Source organism: Kitasatospora sp. NPDC057904, from assembly GCF_042887925.1.
Taxonomy (GTDB): domain Bacteria; phylum Actinomycetota; class Actinomycetes; order Streptomycetales; family Streptomycetaceae; genus Kitasatospora.
Genome location: NZ_JBHVOL010000002.1, coordinates 571,084 through 585,618, shown reverse-complemented (window position 1 = coordinate 585,618; position 14,535 = coordinate 571,084). Strand labels below are relative to the sequence as shown.

Annotated in this window: 16 protein-coding genes; 4 read left to right on the top strand and 12 right to left on the bottom strand. The window is 74.1% G+C overall.

All coding sequences use genetic code 11. The features are described 5' to 3' along the window. Nucleotides 1–25: 25 nt before the first annotated feature. The 3 genes from ACFVSN_RS07985 to ACFVSN_RS07975 all read right to left on the bottom strand — a co-directional run bounded on the left by ACFVSN_RS07985 (nt 26) and on the right by ACFVSN_RS07975 (nt 2,074). Nucleotides 26–601, bottom strand: coding sequence for a MarR family winged helix-turn-helix transcriptional regulator (locus ACFVSN_RS07985; protein WP_387954022.1), 576 nt, complete (start codon nt 599–601; stop codon nt 26–28). A gap of 103 nt (nt 602–704) precedes the next feature. After that, on the bottom strand, nt 705–1,655 hold the full coding sequence (locus ACFVSN_RS07980) for a M48 family metalloprotease (RefSeq protein ID WP_387954020.1): 951 nt from the start codon (nt 1,653–1,655) through the stop codon (nt 705–707). Continuing rightward, nucleotides 1,652–2,074, bottom strand: a complete 423-nt coding sequence (locus ACFVSN_RS07975; RefSeq protein WP_380448557.1) for a BlaI/MecI/CopY family transcriptional regulator — start codon at nt 2,072–2,074, stop codon at nt 1,652–1,654. Before ACFVSN_RS07975 ends, ACFVSN_RS07980 begins: the two co-directional genes overlap by 4 nt. 334 nt (nt 2,075–2,408) lie before the next feature. Between ACFVSN_RS07975 and ACFVSN_RS07970 the strand changes: the two genes are divergently transcribed. Continuing rightward, nucleotides 2,409–2,843 (top strand): hypothetical protein, encoded by a 435-nt coding sequence (locus ACFVSN_RS07970; protein ID WP_387954018.1) that lies wholly within the window; start codon nt 2,409–2,411, stop codon nt 2,841–2,843. Nucleotides 2,844–2,949: 106 nt separating this feature from the next. Here ACFVSN_RS07970 and ACFVSN_RS07965 read toward each other — a convergent pair whose 3' ends face one another. The 7 genes from ACFVSN_RS07965 to ACFVSN_RS07935 form a co-directional block, all read right to left on the bottom strand. Then, entirely contained in the window at nt 2,950–3,930 is a 981-nt protein-coding gene (locus tag ACFVSN_RS07965; protein WP_387954017.1) for a sulfotransferase, read from the bottom strand. Nucleotides 3,931–4,058: 128 nt separating this feature from the next. After that, a complete protein-coding gene (locus ACFVSN_RS07960) occupies nt 4,059–4,565 on the bottom strand; it encodes an SRPBCC family protein (protein ID WP_380503424.1) in 507 nt (168 codons plus the stop codon). A gap of 157 nt (nt 4,566–4,722) precedes the next feature. Beyond that, nucleotides 4,723–5,376 (bottom strand): serine aminopeptidase domain-containing protein, encoded by a 654-nt coding sequence (locus ACFVSN_RS07955; protein WP_387954015.1) that lies wholly within the window; start codon nt 5,374–5,376, stop codon nt 4,723–4,725. Between the two features lie 265 nt (nt 5,377–5,641). Further along, entirely contained in the window at nt 5,642–5,983 is a 342-nt protein-coding gene (locus ACFVSN_RS07950; RefSeq protein WP_387954014.1) for a hypothetical protein, read from the bottom strand. After that, the gene (locus ACFVSN_RS07945; RefSeq protein ID WP_387954013.1) at nt 5,980–6,417 is read right to left on the bottom strand and encodes a hypothetical protein; all 438 of its coding nucleotides are present in this window, start codon (nt 6,415–6,417) and stop codon (nt 5,980–5,982) included. The genes ACFVSN_RS07950 and ACFVSN_RS07945 overlap by 4 nt, the downstream gene beginning before the upstream one ends. A 132-nt stretch (nt 6,418–6,549) precedes the next feature. Continuing rightward, a complete protein-coding gene (locus tag ACFVSN_RS07940) occupies nt 6,550–8,085 on the bottom strand; it encodes a sensor histidine kinase (protein ID WP_387954012.1) in 1,536 nt (511 codons plus the stop codon). Then, on the bottom strand, nt 8,082–8,813 hold the full coding sequence (locus ACFVSN_RS07935; protein WP_380493896.1) for a response regulator transcription factor: 732 nt from the start codon (nt 8,811–8,813) through the stop codon (nt 8,082–8,084). Before ACFVSN_RS07935 ends, ACFVSN_RS07940 begins: the two co-directional genes overlap by 4 nt. Before the next feature lie 602 nt (nt 8,814–9,415). On the opposite strand from ACFVSN_RS07935, the gene ACFVSN_RS07930 reads away from it, so the two are divergent. The 3 genes from ACFVSN_RS07930 to ACFVSN_RS07920 all read left to right on the top strand — a co-directional run bounded on the left by ACFVSN_RS07930 (nt 9,416) and on the right by ACFVSN_RS07920 (nt 11,649). Continuing rightward, nucleotides 9,416–9,742 carry a hypothetical protein gene (locus tag ACFVSN_RS07930; protein ID WP_380503437.1) on the top strand — a complete coding sequence of 109 codons (327 nt, stop codon included), beginning with the start codon at nt 9,416–9,418 and terminating at the stop codon, nt 9,740–9,742. 116 nt (nt 9,743–9,858) lie between these two features. Further along, a complete protein-coding gene (locus tag ACFVSN_RS07925; RefSeq protein ID WP_380503440.1) occupies nt 9,859–11,235 on the top strand; it encodes a DUF4331 domain-containing protein in 1,377 nt (458 codons plus the stop codon). An 87-nt stretch (nt 11,236–11,322) separates the two neighbouring features. After that, complete coding sequence (locus ACFVSN_RS07920) at nt 11,323–11,649, top strand: hypothetical protein (RefSeq protein WP_380503443.1); 327 nt, start codon at nt 11,323–11,325, stop codon at nt 11,647–11,649. A gap of 155 nt (nt 11,650–11,804) precedes the next feature. On the opposite strand, the gene ACFVSN_RS07915 is transcribed toward ACFVSN_RS07920, so the two are convergent. Continuing rightward, nucleotides 11,805–12,467: a hypothetical protein gene (locus ACFVSN_RS07915; RefSeq protein WP_387954010.1), complete on the bottom strand. Its 663-nt coding sequence runs from the start codon at nt 12,465–12,467 to the stop codon at nt 11,805–11,807. A gap of 162 nt (nt 12,468–12,629) precedes the next feature. Next, entirely contained in the window at nt 12,630–14,264 is a 1,635-nt protein-coding gene (locus ACFVSN_RS07910) for an ABC-F family ATP-binding cassette domain-containing protein (RefSeq protein WP_387954008.1), read from the bottom strand. Nucleotides 14,265–14,535 lie beyond the last annotated feature (271 nt).

Below are 14,535 nucleotides of genomic sequence, written 5' to 3'. Positions count from 1 at the left end.
TGAGCCGGATCTACCTGGGCCGGATCTAACCGGCCTCGGCGGCGTCCGGGTCGTCGGTGGCACCCGCGCCTTCACGCACCGGGGTCCAGGTCCGGCGGGGCCCCGGGGTCAGCGTCCATCCGCCCTTCCCCTGGGGGTCCGTCTGCCGGCCGGCGCCACGGGCGGCGGTGGCGCACACCCGCCGGAGCAGGGAGTTGAGCTCGACGCGCTGCCCCTTCGTCAGGGACGCCAGCAGGTCCTCCTGCACGGCCGACGCATCGGTGTGGAGCACGTCCAGTGCGGCCCGGCCCGACGCGGTGACCGTCAGCACCTCCTGGCGCCCGCCGACGTGGACGACCATCGACTGCAGCAGGTGTGCCGACAGGAGGTCCTCAAGTGCCTGATCCACCTCTGGTGCGGGTGCCGTCACGCGGGCGGTGAGGTCATGGCGGCCGTGCGGTCCCAGCCGGGCCAGTGCCGACAGCAGCGCGTGGTGGACCGGGGACAACCCTCGTCGTGCCAGCCCCGCCGTCAGCAGGCGGTCGACGGCCTTGCCGGTCTCCGAGAGGAGGTAGACGGTCTGCTCGAACGGACTCGACGATTCGTTCCGCCCGTCGTACACACCATGTCCCCATCGTCGGAAGAGCGCGACGCTCCGGGCGCCGAAGAGGTAAGTCGAGGCTCACCATACCCACGCTTCCGATGGTTGGTCTACATCGATGTCGTCACTGCCGCGATCGGCCGGTGACCATCTCCGCCACGTGCTCCACGTGCTCGTGCAGGTTGTAGGCGAGGCCCATCGCCAGCAGGGCCGAGACCAGCACCACGGTGACGAGCGCGGCGGCGACCGCGCGCGGCCCGCGCCCCTTCGGCCCGGCGGGCTCAGGGCCCAGGAGCGCTTCCACTCGCCGGGGCACCGGTCCCGTGCTCACGGAGAGGAAACCCTCGCCGTGCCGTCCGGGAGCGGCGGAGCCGGCCAGTGCGGCACGGGCGATGGCAGTCGCGGCGGTCCGCCGGTCGTCCACCACACGGGCGGCGGCCTCGTCCGCCCACCGCTCCAGCTGGAACTCCAGGGCGCTGCCCAGCCGCCCCAGGGCCGGATGCACGGCGGCGGCGAGGTCGGCGATGCCCGAGAGCAGATGGTGCCGCCCGCTGAGATGGGCCCGTTCGTGCGCGAGCAGCACCGCGCGCTCCGACGGTCGCAGGGCCCTGAGCATGCCCTCCGTCACGACGACGCGGCCGGCGTGCCCGCGGTGGCGGGGCAGGGCGAAGGCCTCCGCTTCCTCGCCCGGCAGGACGAGGAGGTCTCCGTCTGCCGTCCCCTCGCCGGTCAGCCTCCACGCGCGCGACAGCAGCGCGCGATGCCGACGCGCGGCCAGCGAAACCCGGACCACCTGCGTGGTGAGCAGCACCCCGGCGACGCAGGAGACCGGCACCACCGCAGGCCACTGCGCGACCACGCGGGCGAGCGGAAGCCGCTCCAGCCCCGCGAGGAACGGCACGTGGAAGAGGCTGATCAGCGCCGCGACCGTGCCACCCGCGAGCAGCATCGCCGTTCCGGTGAGCGCGAAGGAGGCCTCGCGGGGAGGGAGCAGCCCGGCCAGGCGGCGTGCCGCGGGTACCGCTGCCCACGGGAGGGCGACGGCGAGGGCGACCGTCAGCAGGACAAGTGTCATGCCCCGCCCTCCGGCTCCACCGCGCCCTCCAGGGCCGGGGGCCGTTCGGTCTCCGCTTCGAGGAGGAAGCGACGCAGGGCGTCCCCGTCGTCGGCGGAGAGCGAGGACACGAACCGCTTCAGCACGAGGTCCCGGTGCGGCTCCTTCTCCAGCTCCCGGCGCATCCGGCCGGCCGCCAGACCGGCGGCGTCGGCGACGGGCGCGTAAGCGAAGGACCGCCCCGGCCGGGTGCGGGCCAGGGTTCCCTTCTCGTGCAGGCGGGTCAGGATCGTCGCCACCGTCGTACGGGCGAGGTCCTGGCGCAGGGCACCCTTGACCTGCTGAGCGGTCAGCGGCTCGTCGGCCGCCCACAGCACCGCCATCACGTCCGCGACGAGCTCCCCGTGCGGGCGCCTGGCCTCCTGGCGGTCCCTCGCCATCTCTCCCCCCTCTTCCGATGCGTCCGGTCGGCACATCCCGGGAGCCGACCGGCCCGCCCGAGCCCGGTGGGTGTGTGGAGAAGGGGGACGGCTTGCGTAGCTTAGGTGTGCCTCAGCTAACTTTACTGGGAGGGCGACTGCCCACCGCAGGGGGCCTGGCCCTGTTCGCGGCGGATGCCGGCTTGGCGCTCCAGCGGCAGCTGTTCGGTGGGGGTGTCGTTCTTCTCGGTGCCTGCTACGCGCCGGGGTTGAGGCTGAGGACCGTGAGGCTCGGGTAGGTGTGCCCGCCGATACCGCGTTGCGCGGGCGGGGGAGTCCGGGCCAGGATCGGGGGATGTTCGAGCTGCTGCCGGAGACCGGTCTCGTGTTGCCCCGCGGGGCGGGTGCGCTGCGGTTCGGCATGTCCGAGCGCGAGGCGCAGTGGGCCGTCGCGACCCTGGCGGATGTGCACGAGTACTGGGTCTGCCAGGCCGGTTGGGCCTTCTCGGCCCGCTACGAGGGCTTGGAGCTCCTCGCCTTCGGGGACGTCGTCGACCGGTCGGGCCGCACCGGGCGGGACGTGGACGGGCTGGCGTCCGTCCACGTCCAGCGGCACGACTCCGCGCCGACGGCGCCCTCCGCCGTGCCGGTGGTCCTCCAGGACGTCGACCTGTTCGGCTACCCGGCGGCCGAGGTGCTGGTCGCCCTGGAGCCGGACCTGCACCCCGCGGTGAGGCTCCGGCCGGCCCCGACCGGCTTCCTGCGGGAGGCGGGGCTCTCGGCGCTGTGAGGAGGCCCCGGGCCGGGAGTCACGGCGGCCGGCCGGCGATGGGGATCGCCTGGGTCACCGTCTCGCCGGCTTCCGTGTCTCCGACGGGCCGCGCCGGGCCCCGAGCTCACTCCGCGCGCAGCCCCGGGGACAGCTGCCCTTCGGCGCAGCTGTCCCGGAGCGCGTGCCGCTCCTCGGGGGACAGCCGTCCGGACGCGCCCCGGCGGCTGCCGTCGAGCATGCTCCGCGCGGTGGTCAGCCAGTCGGCGATCGGGTCCACGCCGATGAACTCGGCCAGGCGGGACAGCTCCTGGTCGGGGGCGTCCAGTAGGTCCTCGTAGACCAGCGTGGTCCGCATGGACGGGGGCACGGCCGCCAGGTGGGCGACGCCCTCCGTGACCAGGCGGGACCACAGCTCGCCGAACGCGGTGAGCGGGATGGCGCGGTCCCGCACCAGTGCCGGATCGAACCGTTCGCCGAGCAGCGGGGCGAGGTCGGGCGGCAGTGCCCGGACGTGTTCCTCGGTGAGCTCGAAGAACCCGGTGACACCGGAGCGTCGGAGGATCTCGCGCAGGAGCAGGATCGTCCGGTAGCCGGGGTGCCGGCTCATGGACAGGGCGCAGTCGGGGCCGGAGCGGACCAGGTGGACGAACCGGGCCTCCGGGAAGAGCGTCCGCAGGCGGGGGATCCACCCCGTCGAGTACCCCGACCGTTCCACCACGGCCGTACGGCCGAAACGGTCGCCCAACTCACCGAACAACGCCCGGTACTGGTCGGCCGCGGGGCGCGGGGGCCACCGCCGGACCGTTCGTCCGAGGTCGTCGAACAGGTCGTCCGGACGGTCCGACACGTGCGGCAGCACCATCAGCAGGATCGCCGGGATCCCCGGAGCCCCGGCCGAGTACCGCCCGGGCCGCCGCGTGTAGAGGAACTCCGGCAGCGGGATGCCCGAGCGGATCATCTTCTCGAAGACCGGGTTCGGGTCCGCGAGCACCTGCCAGAACTCCGTGCCCGACAGCGGCCGTTCCGGAATCCCCTCGGCGCCGACGGACGCGAGCAACTCGTTGAGGCTGAGCACGTCGGGGTGGACGTTGAGAACACGCGACAATGCGGTCGACCCGCTGCGCCCTGTCCCAACGATGAAGGTCAACGGGCGCACGCTCTCCCCTTCCGGTGAAGTGGTCCAACCGTAGCGGTACTTGAGACGAAAGGGTGCCATCGGCTCGGGCGGTGGCCTCAGCGGTCCGTTCCGCTTGCCGTCGGGCCGGCCTCCAGCGAGCGCTTCAGCGCGGCGAGCGTCACCGTCATGTTCCGGCGGTTCCACTCCGCGCGGTCACCGGTGCGCAGCACGGTCTCCGTCGTCCAGGCGCTGACCCGGTTGCGGCGGTCCTGCCAGAACTGCTCCACCACCGTCACGCCGCCGTCCGCCTCGCTCCGGGTGAGCCGGAATCCCCAGCGGGCGACCGCGATCGGCCCGAAGTCGACGTCCCAGGCGAAGACGCGCCCCGGCTCGGCCTCGACGACCCGGCAGACGGTGTTCCAGCGGATGCCGCCCTTGCGGTTGTGCCCCTGGAAGCGCGCGCCCGGCACCGGAGCGGCCGGGCTGCCGCGCCACGCGGCACCGGTGCACTCGGGGCTCCACTCGCCCATGCGCGTCACATCGGCGACCGCGGCCCAGACGATGTCCGGCGTGGCGGCGATCTCCGTCCGGACGGAGACGGATTCGGGGCCGGCACTGGTCATGCGGAGTTCCTCCCATGGGTGTTCCGGGCATCGCACCGCGCGCGGGCTCCCCGCGTCAAGGTGCGCCGGGTCACAGCGCCGGCCGCGTGCCGTCGCTGTCGTCGACGGAACGGGCTGGGAGCCGCGTCGCCCGGGGGAGCAGATCCGGCCGGTCTCGCTAGTCGGCGTCCTGCGCCGGGTAGGCGTTCTCGGTGACGTCCAGGACCGCGGACGCGAACTCCGCGGTCAGCCGGTGCCATTCGCCTGCGCCGCGCAGCATCGTGTGACCGCCCCGGGCCATGGGGACGGCCTCGACGACGGCCCCCGCGTCGGCAGCCCGGCGGGCGAACTCCCATGCCAGGGCGGCCGAGGTGACGCGGTCGGACCGGTCGTGCAGGAGGAGCACCCGCCGGCCCTTCAGCTGGTCCACCGGATCTCCTGGCGGGCACCACGGGGCCAGCGCGACGACCCCGACGACCGGAGGACGGCCGGCCGCCGCCACGGCGGCCCTGGCTCCCATGGAGTGGCCGACCAGCAGCAGCGGAGCGTCCGGAGCGAGTGTTTCGAGCGCGTCCATCGCGGCCTGTGCGTCGGCCACGGGATCGGCGCGGGACCCGTTCCAGCCGCGGTGGCGGTAGCGGACGGACGCGACGACGGCACGGGGGAGGGGGCGGCGCAGGGCCCTGGCGAGCAGGAGCATGCGCAGGGCCGGCAGGTTCGTGCGGCGGGGCGGCGCGAGGCCGTCCGAGCGGCCGCCCGGCAGCAGGAGCACCCCGGCGTCGGGCACGGCGGGCCGCTGGTGGATCCGTAGGTGCTCGCACGGGCGCGGCATGGGTCCTTCCGTTCGCTTCCGGGTGCGCGGTACACCGGGTATTCGTAGCGCCAGGCGGCGCGGATGGCTCTCGGGAAGCGATGGTGGTCGACGGGCTCGGGCTTGCGGCTACCGCCGGTCGGGCCCCGCGAAGGCACCGGTCTCGCAGGAGATCACCGGCCCGTTCAGGGGTGGGCCGGGCGCCTTCGGCTGGTGAGCGACGCGTCGGGGCCGTGGCTCGGCTGTTCCCCGTGCTTCGACGGGGAACAGCCGGAGCGCTCGTGGGTCAGGGGGTTGCGGTGTCCTGGGCGTCCTTGGCGGCGTCCGATTCGGCAGCGGCGGCGGCGCTGTCGGCGGCGTCCACCTTCTGTCGCATCCGGCCGAGCTGGTCGCCGCTCGCCGCCGATCCGCCGGCGCCCGCGGACGGTGCGCCGGCGGCAGGTGCGCCGCCCTTCCCCGTGGTGCTCCCGTTCGCGCCGCACGCCGTCAGGGCGAGCGCGGCGAGCAGGGCGGCCGTCATCGCGACGGCTCGCCGCGACAGCCGGCCGACCGGTACCGGTGCCGCCACCGACCTGCCGTCGACCGGGGCGGACGCCGTGCCGCGCACGGCCACGGCGCGCACGGTCACTGCGCGTTCGGGGTGCCGAGGCCCTGCGAGGAGCACCAGCCGGCCACGGCGTTCAGGTCGCTCTGCCGCTGGGTCAGCGTGGGCACCAGGCTCTTGCGGTACGTCAGCCGGTCGTTGAGGTCGTTGTAGATCGCGGTGTGGCCGGCGGCCTTGGCGTTGTTCACCCGCTGTTCCAGACGGGCGATCGAGCCGGCCTCGGTGACCGGGCCGTTCAGGCGCTCCAGCGCCTTCTCGACCCGCTGCTCGGCCTTCGGCAGCCGCTTGCAGACGCCCTTCGCACCGTCGCCCTCGGGCGTCGGGAGCACCTTCGGCGTCGAGGAGGCCACCGGGGTGGCGCCGGGAGCGTCGGCCTGGGCCGGCCCGGCGAGGGCGATGAGGGTAGTGCCGAGAGCGAGAGCGCCGATCGCTGCGGTCGCCTTACGGTGGGTGTGCATGGCGAAGTCCTCCAGTTGCCACGGGTGGCAGGTCCGGCCGGAGCGTCGGGCGCTCCGGCTGAGCAGGACGGTAGAGGGCCTCTTTGTGGATTCCTTGTGAGCCGGCCGACCGGTTCGGCGCCCCGAGGAGCCTCAGCGGCCCGCACCGGTGGCGCGGATCCAGTCGCGGCGGGCCGGCAGGGGCAGCGTCGGGGCGTCCTGGCCGACCAGGGGCAGCCGGACCTCGACGCGGCAGCCGGTGCCGCCGGGCGACTCGGTGACCATGACGGTGCCCCGGTGCAAGGCCACCTGCTGGGCGACCAGGGTCAGCCCCAGCCCCGAACCGGGGCTGTTGCGTCCTCGGTGGAAGCGGTCGAAGACCGCCGCCCGGTCCTGCGCCGGGATGCCAGGACCGTCGTCGTCCACGGTCAGCACGGCCTGCCCGGCCTCCCGGCGCAGTCCGAGCGCGATCCGGGCCGCCTCCCCGGGCCGGTGTCCGTGCACGGCCGCGTTGGCCAGCAGGTTGTCGCAGACGATCCGCAGTCCGGCCTCCCACCCGTGCACCCGCAGTCCGCCGACGTCCGCTCCGGTGAGGCCGGGGCCGGTCGTGTCGACGGTCACCTCCGGCCGTCGTCGGCGCAACTCGGCGACGGCGGCCGCGGCCGGTTCGGCCGGGTCGATCACCGCGAACGCCTCCTCCTCGACCAGGTCACCACGGGCCAGCGTGCGCAGGGCGGTGAGCAGGTCGAGCAACCGCCGGTGGTCGTTGCGGAGGTCGGACAGGATCTCCGCGCGGTCCGCCGCCGGCAGGTCCGGGTGCGCGCCGAGCACGTCCAGGTTGGTCTGCAGGCTCATCAGCGGTGTGCGCAGTTCGTGCGAGGCGGCGGCGGAGAACGAGCGGGCGGTTTCCAGGGCCTGGCCGGTCCGGGCGACCTGGTGGTCGTACCGGGCGAGCGCGCTCTCCAGCGCGAGTGCGAGCTCGTCCACCTCGCGGATCCCGCTGCGCCGGTGGGTGAACCCGCCGGCGCCGGCGCGCGGGTCGAGCGCGGCGGCCCGCCGGCCCAGGCGGCTGAGCGGCGCGGTGGCGCGCCGGGCGAGCGCGTAGGCGAGCAGGCCGGAGGTCGGCGCGGCCAGGACGGCGGCCCACAGGATCCGCCCGCGCACCACGTCCACCTGCGGGTTCGTCGCCGATACCGGTGCGGTGACCCAGAGCGTGCCGGGGTCGGCGCCGGTCACCGGACGGGCCAGCACCCGCCAGGCGCGGCCCTGCGCCCGCACGGTGACCAGGACGCCGGGGCTCGTGGGGGCGGGCTGCGGGAGCACCGCGGCCGGGCCCGGCACCGGGCCGCCCTCGGTGATCCGGTCTCCGTTCGCGTCCGCCACCCGGATGCCGACGTCCAGCGCGTCGTCGAGCAGGTTGCGGCGCTGGTTCTGCTCGACCCGGGGCCGGTCCTGCCGGGTGGCGCTCAGCAGTGCCCTGGTGGCGGGCAGCACGGCGGCGGCGCGGTCGCGCAGCCGGGTGTCCTGCTGGGAGCGCAGGTCGTGGGTGACCAGCCCGAGCAGCAGCGCGCCGGTGCCCAGCACGAGCAGTGGGACGAGCAGGGCCGCGCCGGTCGCGATCCGGGTAGCGAGGCTCATCGAGCGCCGGGCGGGGGCAGGGCCGGTCACGGGCTGCTCTCCGGTGCTCACGGGTGTGCCTCCGGCATCCGCAGCACGAAGCCGACGCCCCGCACCGTGTGGATCAGCCGGGGCCGGCCGCCGTCCTCCAGTTTGCGGCGCAGGTAGCTGACGAACGTGTCGACGGCATCGGTGCGGACCTCGAAGTCGTAGCCCCAGACCCGTTCGAGCAACTGGTCGCGGGTCAGCACCAGTCCGGCGTTGCGGGCCAGGTACTCCAGCAGCTCGAACTCGCGGCGGGTCAGCCGCAGCGGCTGTCCGTCCCGGCGGACCTCGCGAGCGGCGGGCTCGATCTCCAGCGGCCCGAACCGGAGGACCTCTCCGCCCGGCACGGCGGGCCCGCCGTACGCGCCGGCCTGAGGCCGGCGGCGCAGCAGGGCGTGCAGGCGCAGCACCAGCTCCTCCAGCGCGAACGGCTTGACCAGGTAGTCGTCGGCGCCCGCCTGCAGGCCGGCCACCCGGTCGGCGAGCTCGTCCAGCGCGGAGAGCATCAGCACGGGCGTGTCGACGCCCTGGTCGCGCAGCCGGCGGCAGACCTCGGTGCCGTCCACGTCGGGCATCGAGACGTCGAGGACCAGCACGTCCGGCGGTTCGGTGGCCACCAGGCGCAGCGCCGCCCGTCCGCCGTCCGCGGTCCGCACCGTGAACCCGCCGAGCCGCAGGCCGCGTTCCAGCGACCTGCGGATCGTGTCGTCGTCGTCCACCACCAGCACCGTCCCGGTGCCGTCACCGACCGCCATCGGGTTCTCCTCGCTCCCTTCCGGCCGCCGCCGGGGCGTCCACAGTGCCACGGGCTGATGAGAGCTTTCTCATCGAAGTCCCGCGCCCTGCGGGGCCCACGGCGTCCCCGGTTCTCACGCTCCCGTGGCAGGGGGTGCAGGGATCGCCCCGTGAAGCTGCACCCGGCAACGCCCGGGGCGGTCTCGGCGCCGTCGCAGGGTTCGGTACGCCGGTCCATCGGAAGCGCGGGCAGGTACTCGACCGGCCGGGAACGTCATCACGCACCGTCTTCGTGCCCGGGCGGCTGCGGGATGGGTCCGGGAGGGCTCAACTTCCCTTTTCACTCGGGCGGGTGAGCCGTTGGGTGCCGGTCTGCGGCGCGGCTGCTCCGCCCGGGTGGGAAGCGGTCGGGTGCGCTCGCGTGCCGCCTTGACCCTGGCATTCCAGGACCACTTCACTTCCCGGTGACCGCCCGGGAGTGCCTGGGGCCATGGCCGTCACTTCCATCGTCCATTCCTACTCTGCGCGTCGCCGAGACCGGTTCCCCGACCGGGGTGGGCGGCAGATCAGGCCGAGCCGGCGGCCCTTCCTTCTCCGTCCACACCAACTCGCAGGAGAATCCATGTCCCTGGAAACCCCCGCGGCCGACACGCCGCCCGAGGGCCTGTCGCGCCGCCACCTGATGCGCCAGGCCGCGGCCGTCGGCGCGGCCGGCCTCGCCGCGACCCTGGTCACCGGCGCCGGCTCGGCCACCGCTGCCCCGGACGCCGCCGCCGACGCCGCACCCGCCGGGCAGCCGAGCGGCGCGACGGTGCCCGACCACGACGAGCCGATGATCGTGCACGTGCGCGACCTCCGCTCCGGACACCTCGACGTGTACCGGGGCGAACGCCACCAGCGCATCGAGGACCCGCAGTTGGCCGCGGCACTCGCCCGCGCCCTCGCCTGACCGACCCCTCGCCCGACCGACCCCTCGGCGCCGGCCGGCCCCGGCAACCGCTCCCAGCAGGGCCGGCCGGTCGTCTCCCCCCCGCCCGCACACCCACCAGCAGCAGCGAGGTTCCTGTGTCCTCCCACCGCGAAGCCCCCGAGATCTCCAAGGACCCGGTCGCCGACAGCACCGACGTCTACGCCTTCGTCAGCCCCGACAACTGCGACACCGTCACCCTGATCGCCAACTACCTCCCCCTCCAGGGACCGGCCGGCGGGCCCAACTTCTACGAGTTCGGCGACGACGTCCTCTACGCGATCCACATCGACAACGACAACGACGGCCGCCCCGACGTCACCTACGAGTTCCGCTTCGAGGTCGAGGTCCGCAACCCCGACTCCTTCCTCTACAACACCGGGCCGATCACCTCGCTCGACTCGCCGAACTGGAACCGCCGCCAGACCTACTCCGTCACCCGCGTCGAGGCCGGCGAGCGCAGGCGCGTCCTCGGCGAGAACCTCACCTGCCCGCCGTGCAACATCGGTCCGCTCTCCACCCCCGACTACGCCTCGCTCGCGGGGGCGGCCGCCCACCGGCTGGACGGCGGCCGCACGGTCTTCGCCGGCCAGCGCGCCGAGGGCTTCTACGTCGACCTCGGCTCGATCTTCGACCTCGGCACGCTGCGCCCCTTCCAGCAGCTGCACGTCATGCCCGCGTTCACCCAGGCCGCCCCGGGCGTGAACACGACCAAGGCGCTCAACGTCCACAGCATCGCCCTCCAGGTCCCGATCACCGACCTGACGCGGGGCGGACGCAAGCCCGCCGACGTGATGGACCCGCACGCCACCATCGGGGTCTGGACCACCGCGAGCCGCCGTCGGGCCCGCATCATCGACCCCGCCGGGCACGACACCGAGTCCGGCCCCTTCGTCCAGGTCTCCCGGCTGGGCAACCCGCTGTTCAACGAGGTCATCGTCCCCATGGGGAAGAAGGACCTCTGGAACTCCCAGCCGCCGGCCGACGACAAGAACTTCGCCCAGTACGTCGCCGCCCCCGAACTGGCCAGGCTCCTCCCGGTCCTGTACCCGGGCGTCTTCCCCCGTCTCGCCGCCTACACCAAGCCCCGCGCCGACCTGCTCGCCATCCTGCTCACCGGCATCCCCAGTGGGGTCGTCCCCGGCTTCCAGAACTACACCGGTGACACCCAGGCCGACATGCTGCGCCTGAACGTCGCCGTCCCTCCGGCCACCAGCCCCAACATCCTCGGTCTGGTCGGCGGCGACGCGGCCGGCTTCCCCAACGGTCGCCGCGTCTTCGACGACGTCGTCACCGTCGAACTGCGGGCCGTGGCCGGCCTGACCCTGCCGCTGGTCGACCCGTCCTTCACCCCCGACGCGGCCACCAGCGCGATCACCGACGGTCTCACCCCCGCCGACGTCAAGAACCCCTACCTCACCGCCTTCCCCTACCTGGGGCTGCCCTACGACGGCTACAGCAACCCGTCCAGCTGACCCGGCACGTGCCGCGGTGCGGGCGCCCCGGCGCACTGCGGCACGGTCGCGGCCCACACACCCGGACAGGCGAGGGAGAACGAGCCCATGACCCAGCAGCACACCCACGCGCCACTGCCCGCCCCTTCCCGCGAGGGCAGCGTCGTCCTGGAGATCGGCGGCCACCTCGGCGCCCTGATCATCCACACCGGCCCGGCCGAGGACGGCCTGGAGATCGAGGTCAGCCCCACCGGCGACGACACCGCCCGCACCCACGCGGCCGTCCGCCCGCGCCACCTCGCCGGGCACACCACCCACTGCGCCGTCATCTCACCGCTGCCCGAGGGCGACTACACGGTCTGGCGCACCGCGGACACTCCGGACACCACCCTGGCGGTCCGCGGCGGCGAAGTCACCGAGCACCACTGGACGTAGGGCATCGGCCGCCACCGGAGGCGGTCGAGAACATGCGACGGCGCGGTCGATGCGCTGCACAGCCGGGGCGGGCCCGCGCCCCGGACGGCGGCGGGCGGCCCGGGAGACCGACGTGGTCGGTTCCCGGGCCGCCCCGCTGGTGTTCCCCGAGGGGGTCAGCCGGCCGGGGTGCCGCTGTCCTCGACGAGGCTGTACATCACCGACCGCTGGTCCTTGCGGCGCTCGATGCGGCCCTTCGCGACGAGCGCGCCGAGCGCGTTGCGCACGACCTGCGGGGTGGGCTCGCGGTCCGGGTGCGCCACCAGGAACTCGTCGCGCAGTTCCTTGGCGGTGCGGGGCTCGCCGTGGCCGGCGAGCAGGTGCGTCAGGACGTCGCCCAGCAGCGGGCGCTGCGACGGGACCTTCGCGACGCGGCGGGACTTGGCGGCCGCCTTGACCGTGGGGGCGGCCGTGGAGCCGGCCCGCGGTGACGGGGTGCGCGGCGCCCTCTTGCGGCGCGGCGCCTTCGCGGCGGGCGCTTCGGCGGGTGCCTCGGTGGGTGTGTCGGGGGACGCGTCGGCGGGGGCCGGCTCGTCCTGGGTGCGGGCCGGCTCCGGGGCGGGCGTCGGCGCCGGGGCCTGCTCCTGGACGGGAGCGGGCCCGGTGTCGTCGCTGTAGCGCTCGGCCACCGACATGATGTCGACGAGGAGCGCCTCCTCCTGCTGGAGCTTGGTGAGTTCGTCGGCGAGCTCCTGCTGCCGGCGGCGGTTCCCCGCGAGATCCGACGCGGCCTGTACGGCGTACCGCGATCGGAGCGAGGCGGCTGATTGGCTGGTCACGACCGGTCACTCCTGCCTGTGGACGTTGTTGCGCATGGTACCCGTGTCGAGGGCCCGCGCACGGCGTCGAAGGTGAAATAACCCTTCAGTCAGGTGACGATCGCGCACGTGGTAGCGCGCGGGAGAACATACGTGTCAGCCGCCGGGCTCCTTGACGGAACGTCAGATCACGGGAGGGCCCGTCTCCTCCAGGACCCCGTCCGCCAGCCGCAGCCAGCGGTCGACCCCGATCCCGGCGAGGAACCGCTCGTCGTGGCTCACCACGAGGAACGCCCCCTGGTAGGAGTCGAGCGCGCCTTCGAGCTGCCCGACGCTGATGAGGTCGAGGTTGTTGGTCGGTTCGTCGAGCAGCAGCAGGTGCGGCGCGGGCTCGGCGCACAACACGCAGGCCAGGGTGGCGCGCAGACGCTCGCCGCCGGAGAGAGCGCGCACCGGCAGGTGGGCCCGGGCGCCCCGGAAGAGGAAGCGGGCGAGGAGGTTCATCCGCTCGGCCTCCGGCCGCTCCGGGGCGGCCGCGGCGAAGTTCTGCGCGACGGTGAGGTCCGGGTCGAGGAGGTCCAGGCGCTGGGAGAGGTAGGCGACGCGGCCGTCGGCGCGCTTCACCCGGCCCTCGTCCGGGGTGAGGTCCCCGGCGAGCAGGCGCAGCAGGGTCGTCTTCCCGGCTCCGTTGGGGCCGAGGAGGGCGATCCGCTCCGGGCCCCGGACGCTCAGGCCGACGCCGCCGCCGGTGAACAAGGGCGTGCCGTCGCGCAGCACTTGCAGGTGTTCGCCGATGAAGAGGTCGCGCCCGGCGGGCACCCGGGTGCCGGTGAGGTCCAGGGTGAGGCGCTGGTCGTCGCGCATGGCGCGTTCCGCCTGGTCCAGACGGGACTTGGCCTCGTCGACGCGGGCCGCGTGCACCTGTCCGGAGCGGCCCGCGGACTCCTGGGCGCCGCGCTTCATGTTCCCGGCGAAGATGCGGGGCAGGCCGGCGCTCTTGAGGGTGCGGGCCGCGTTGCCGGCGCGGCGCTCGGCGCGTTCGCGGGCCTGCTGCAGTTCGCGCTTCTCGCGCTTGAGCTCCTGCTCGGCGCTGCGGACGTTCTTCTCCGCGACCTCGCGCTCGGCCTGCACGGCCTCCTCGTAGGCGGTGAAATCGCCGCCGTACAGCCGGAGTTCATGTGAGTCCAGTTCGGCGATGCGGTCCATCCGGTCGAGCAGGGCGCGGTCGTGGCTGACCAGCAGCAGGCAGCCGGAGAAGTCGTCCAGCGCGTCGTGGAGGTGCTGCCGGGCGCCGAGGTCGAGGTTGTTCGTCGGTTCGTCGAGCAGCAACACGTCCGGGCGGCGCAGCAGTTGGGCGGCGAGGCCGAGTCGCACGACCTGGCCGCCGCTGAGCGTGCCCAGCGGCCGGTCCAGGTGGAGGCCCGCGAGGCCGAGGCGGTCGAGCTGGGCGAGGCTGCGCTCCTCGATGTCCCAGTCGTCGCCGATGGCCGTGAAGTGCTCCTCGGCGACGTCGCCGGACTCCACCGCGTCGATGGCGCGGATCACCGCGGCGACGCCGAGCACCTCGGCGACCGTGAGGCCCGCCGTCAGCGGCAGGTCCTGGGGGAGGTACGCGACCGTGCCGGCCGTCGCCACCGTGCCCCCGGCGGGCCGCAGTTGCCCGGCGACCAGCTTGAGCAGCGTGGACTTGCCCGAGCCGTTGGGGGCGACGAGGCCGGTGCGGCCGGTGCCGACGGCGAAGGAGAGGTCGCGGAAGACGGGGGTGTCGTCCGGCCAGGAGAAGGACAGGTGGGAGCAGACGATCGAGGCAGAGGACATGAAGGCGACCTGGGAGTGAGCGGGCGGAGGCACGTCCGGCCCGAAAAGACAGGGGGACAGGGGCGCTGGGCGCGACGCATCGGGCCGAAGCGCTGGGTGCCACGCACCCGCTACGGCCTTCTGGTCCGGGATTCACCCGGAGATGTCGTCGTCGCCTGCCATGTCTGCTCCACGCGTCGGTCACGAGGGTTCGTCGTTCGTCACCGTACCAGTTCGGGGTGGCGGCGGCCTCCGGATTTCGGACGGTGCGGTGCGGTCCGGGCGTCTTGAC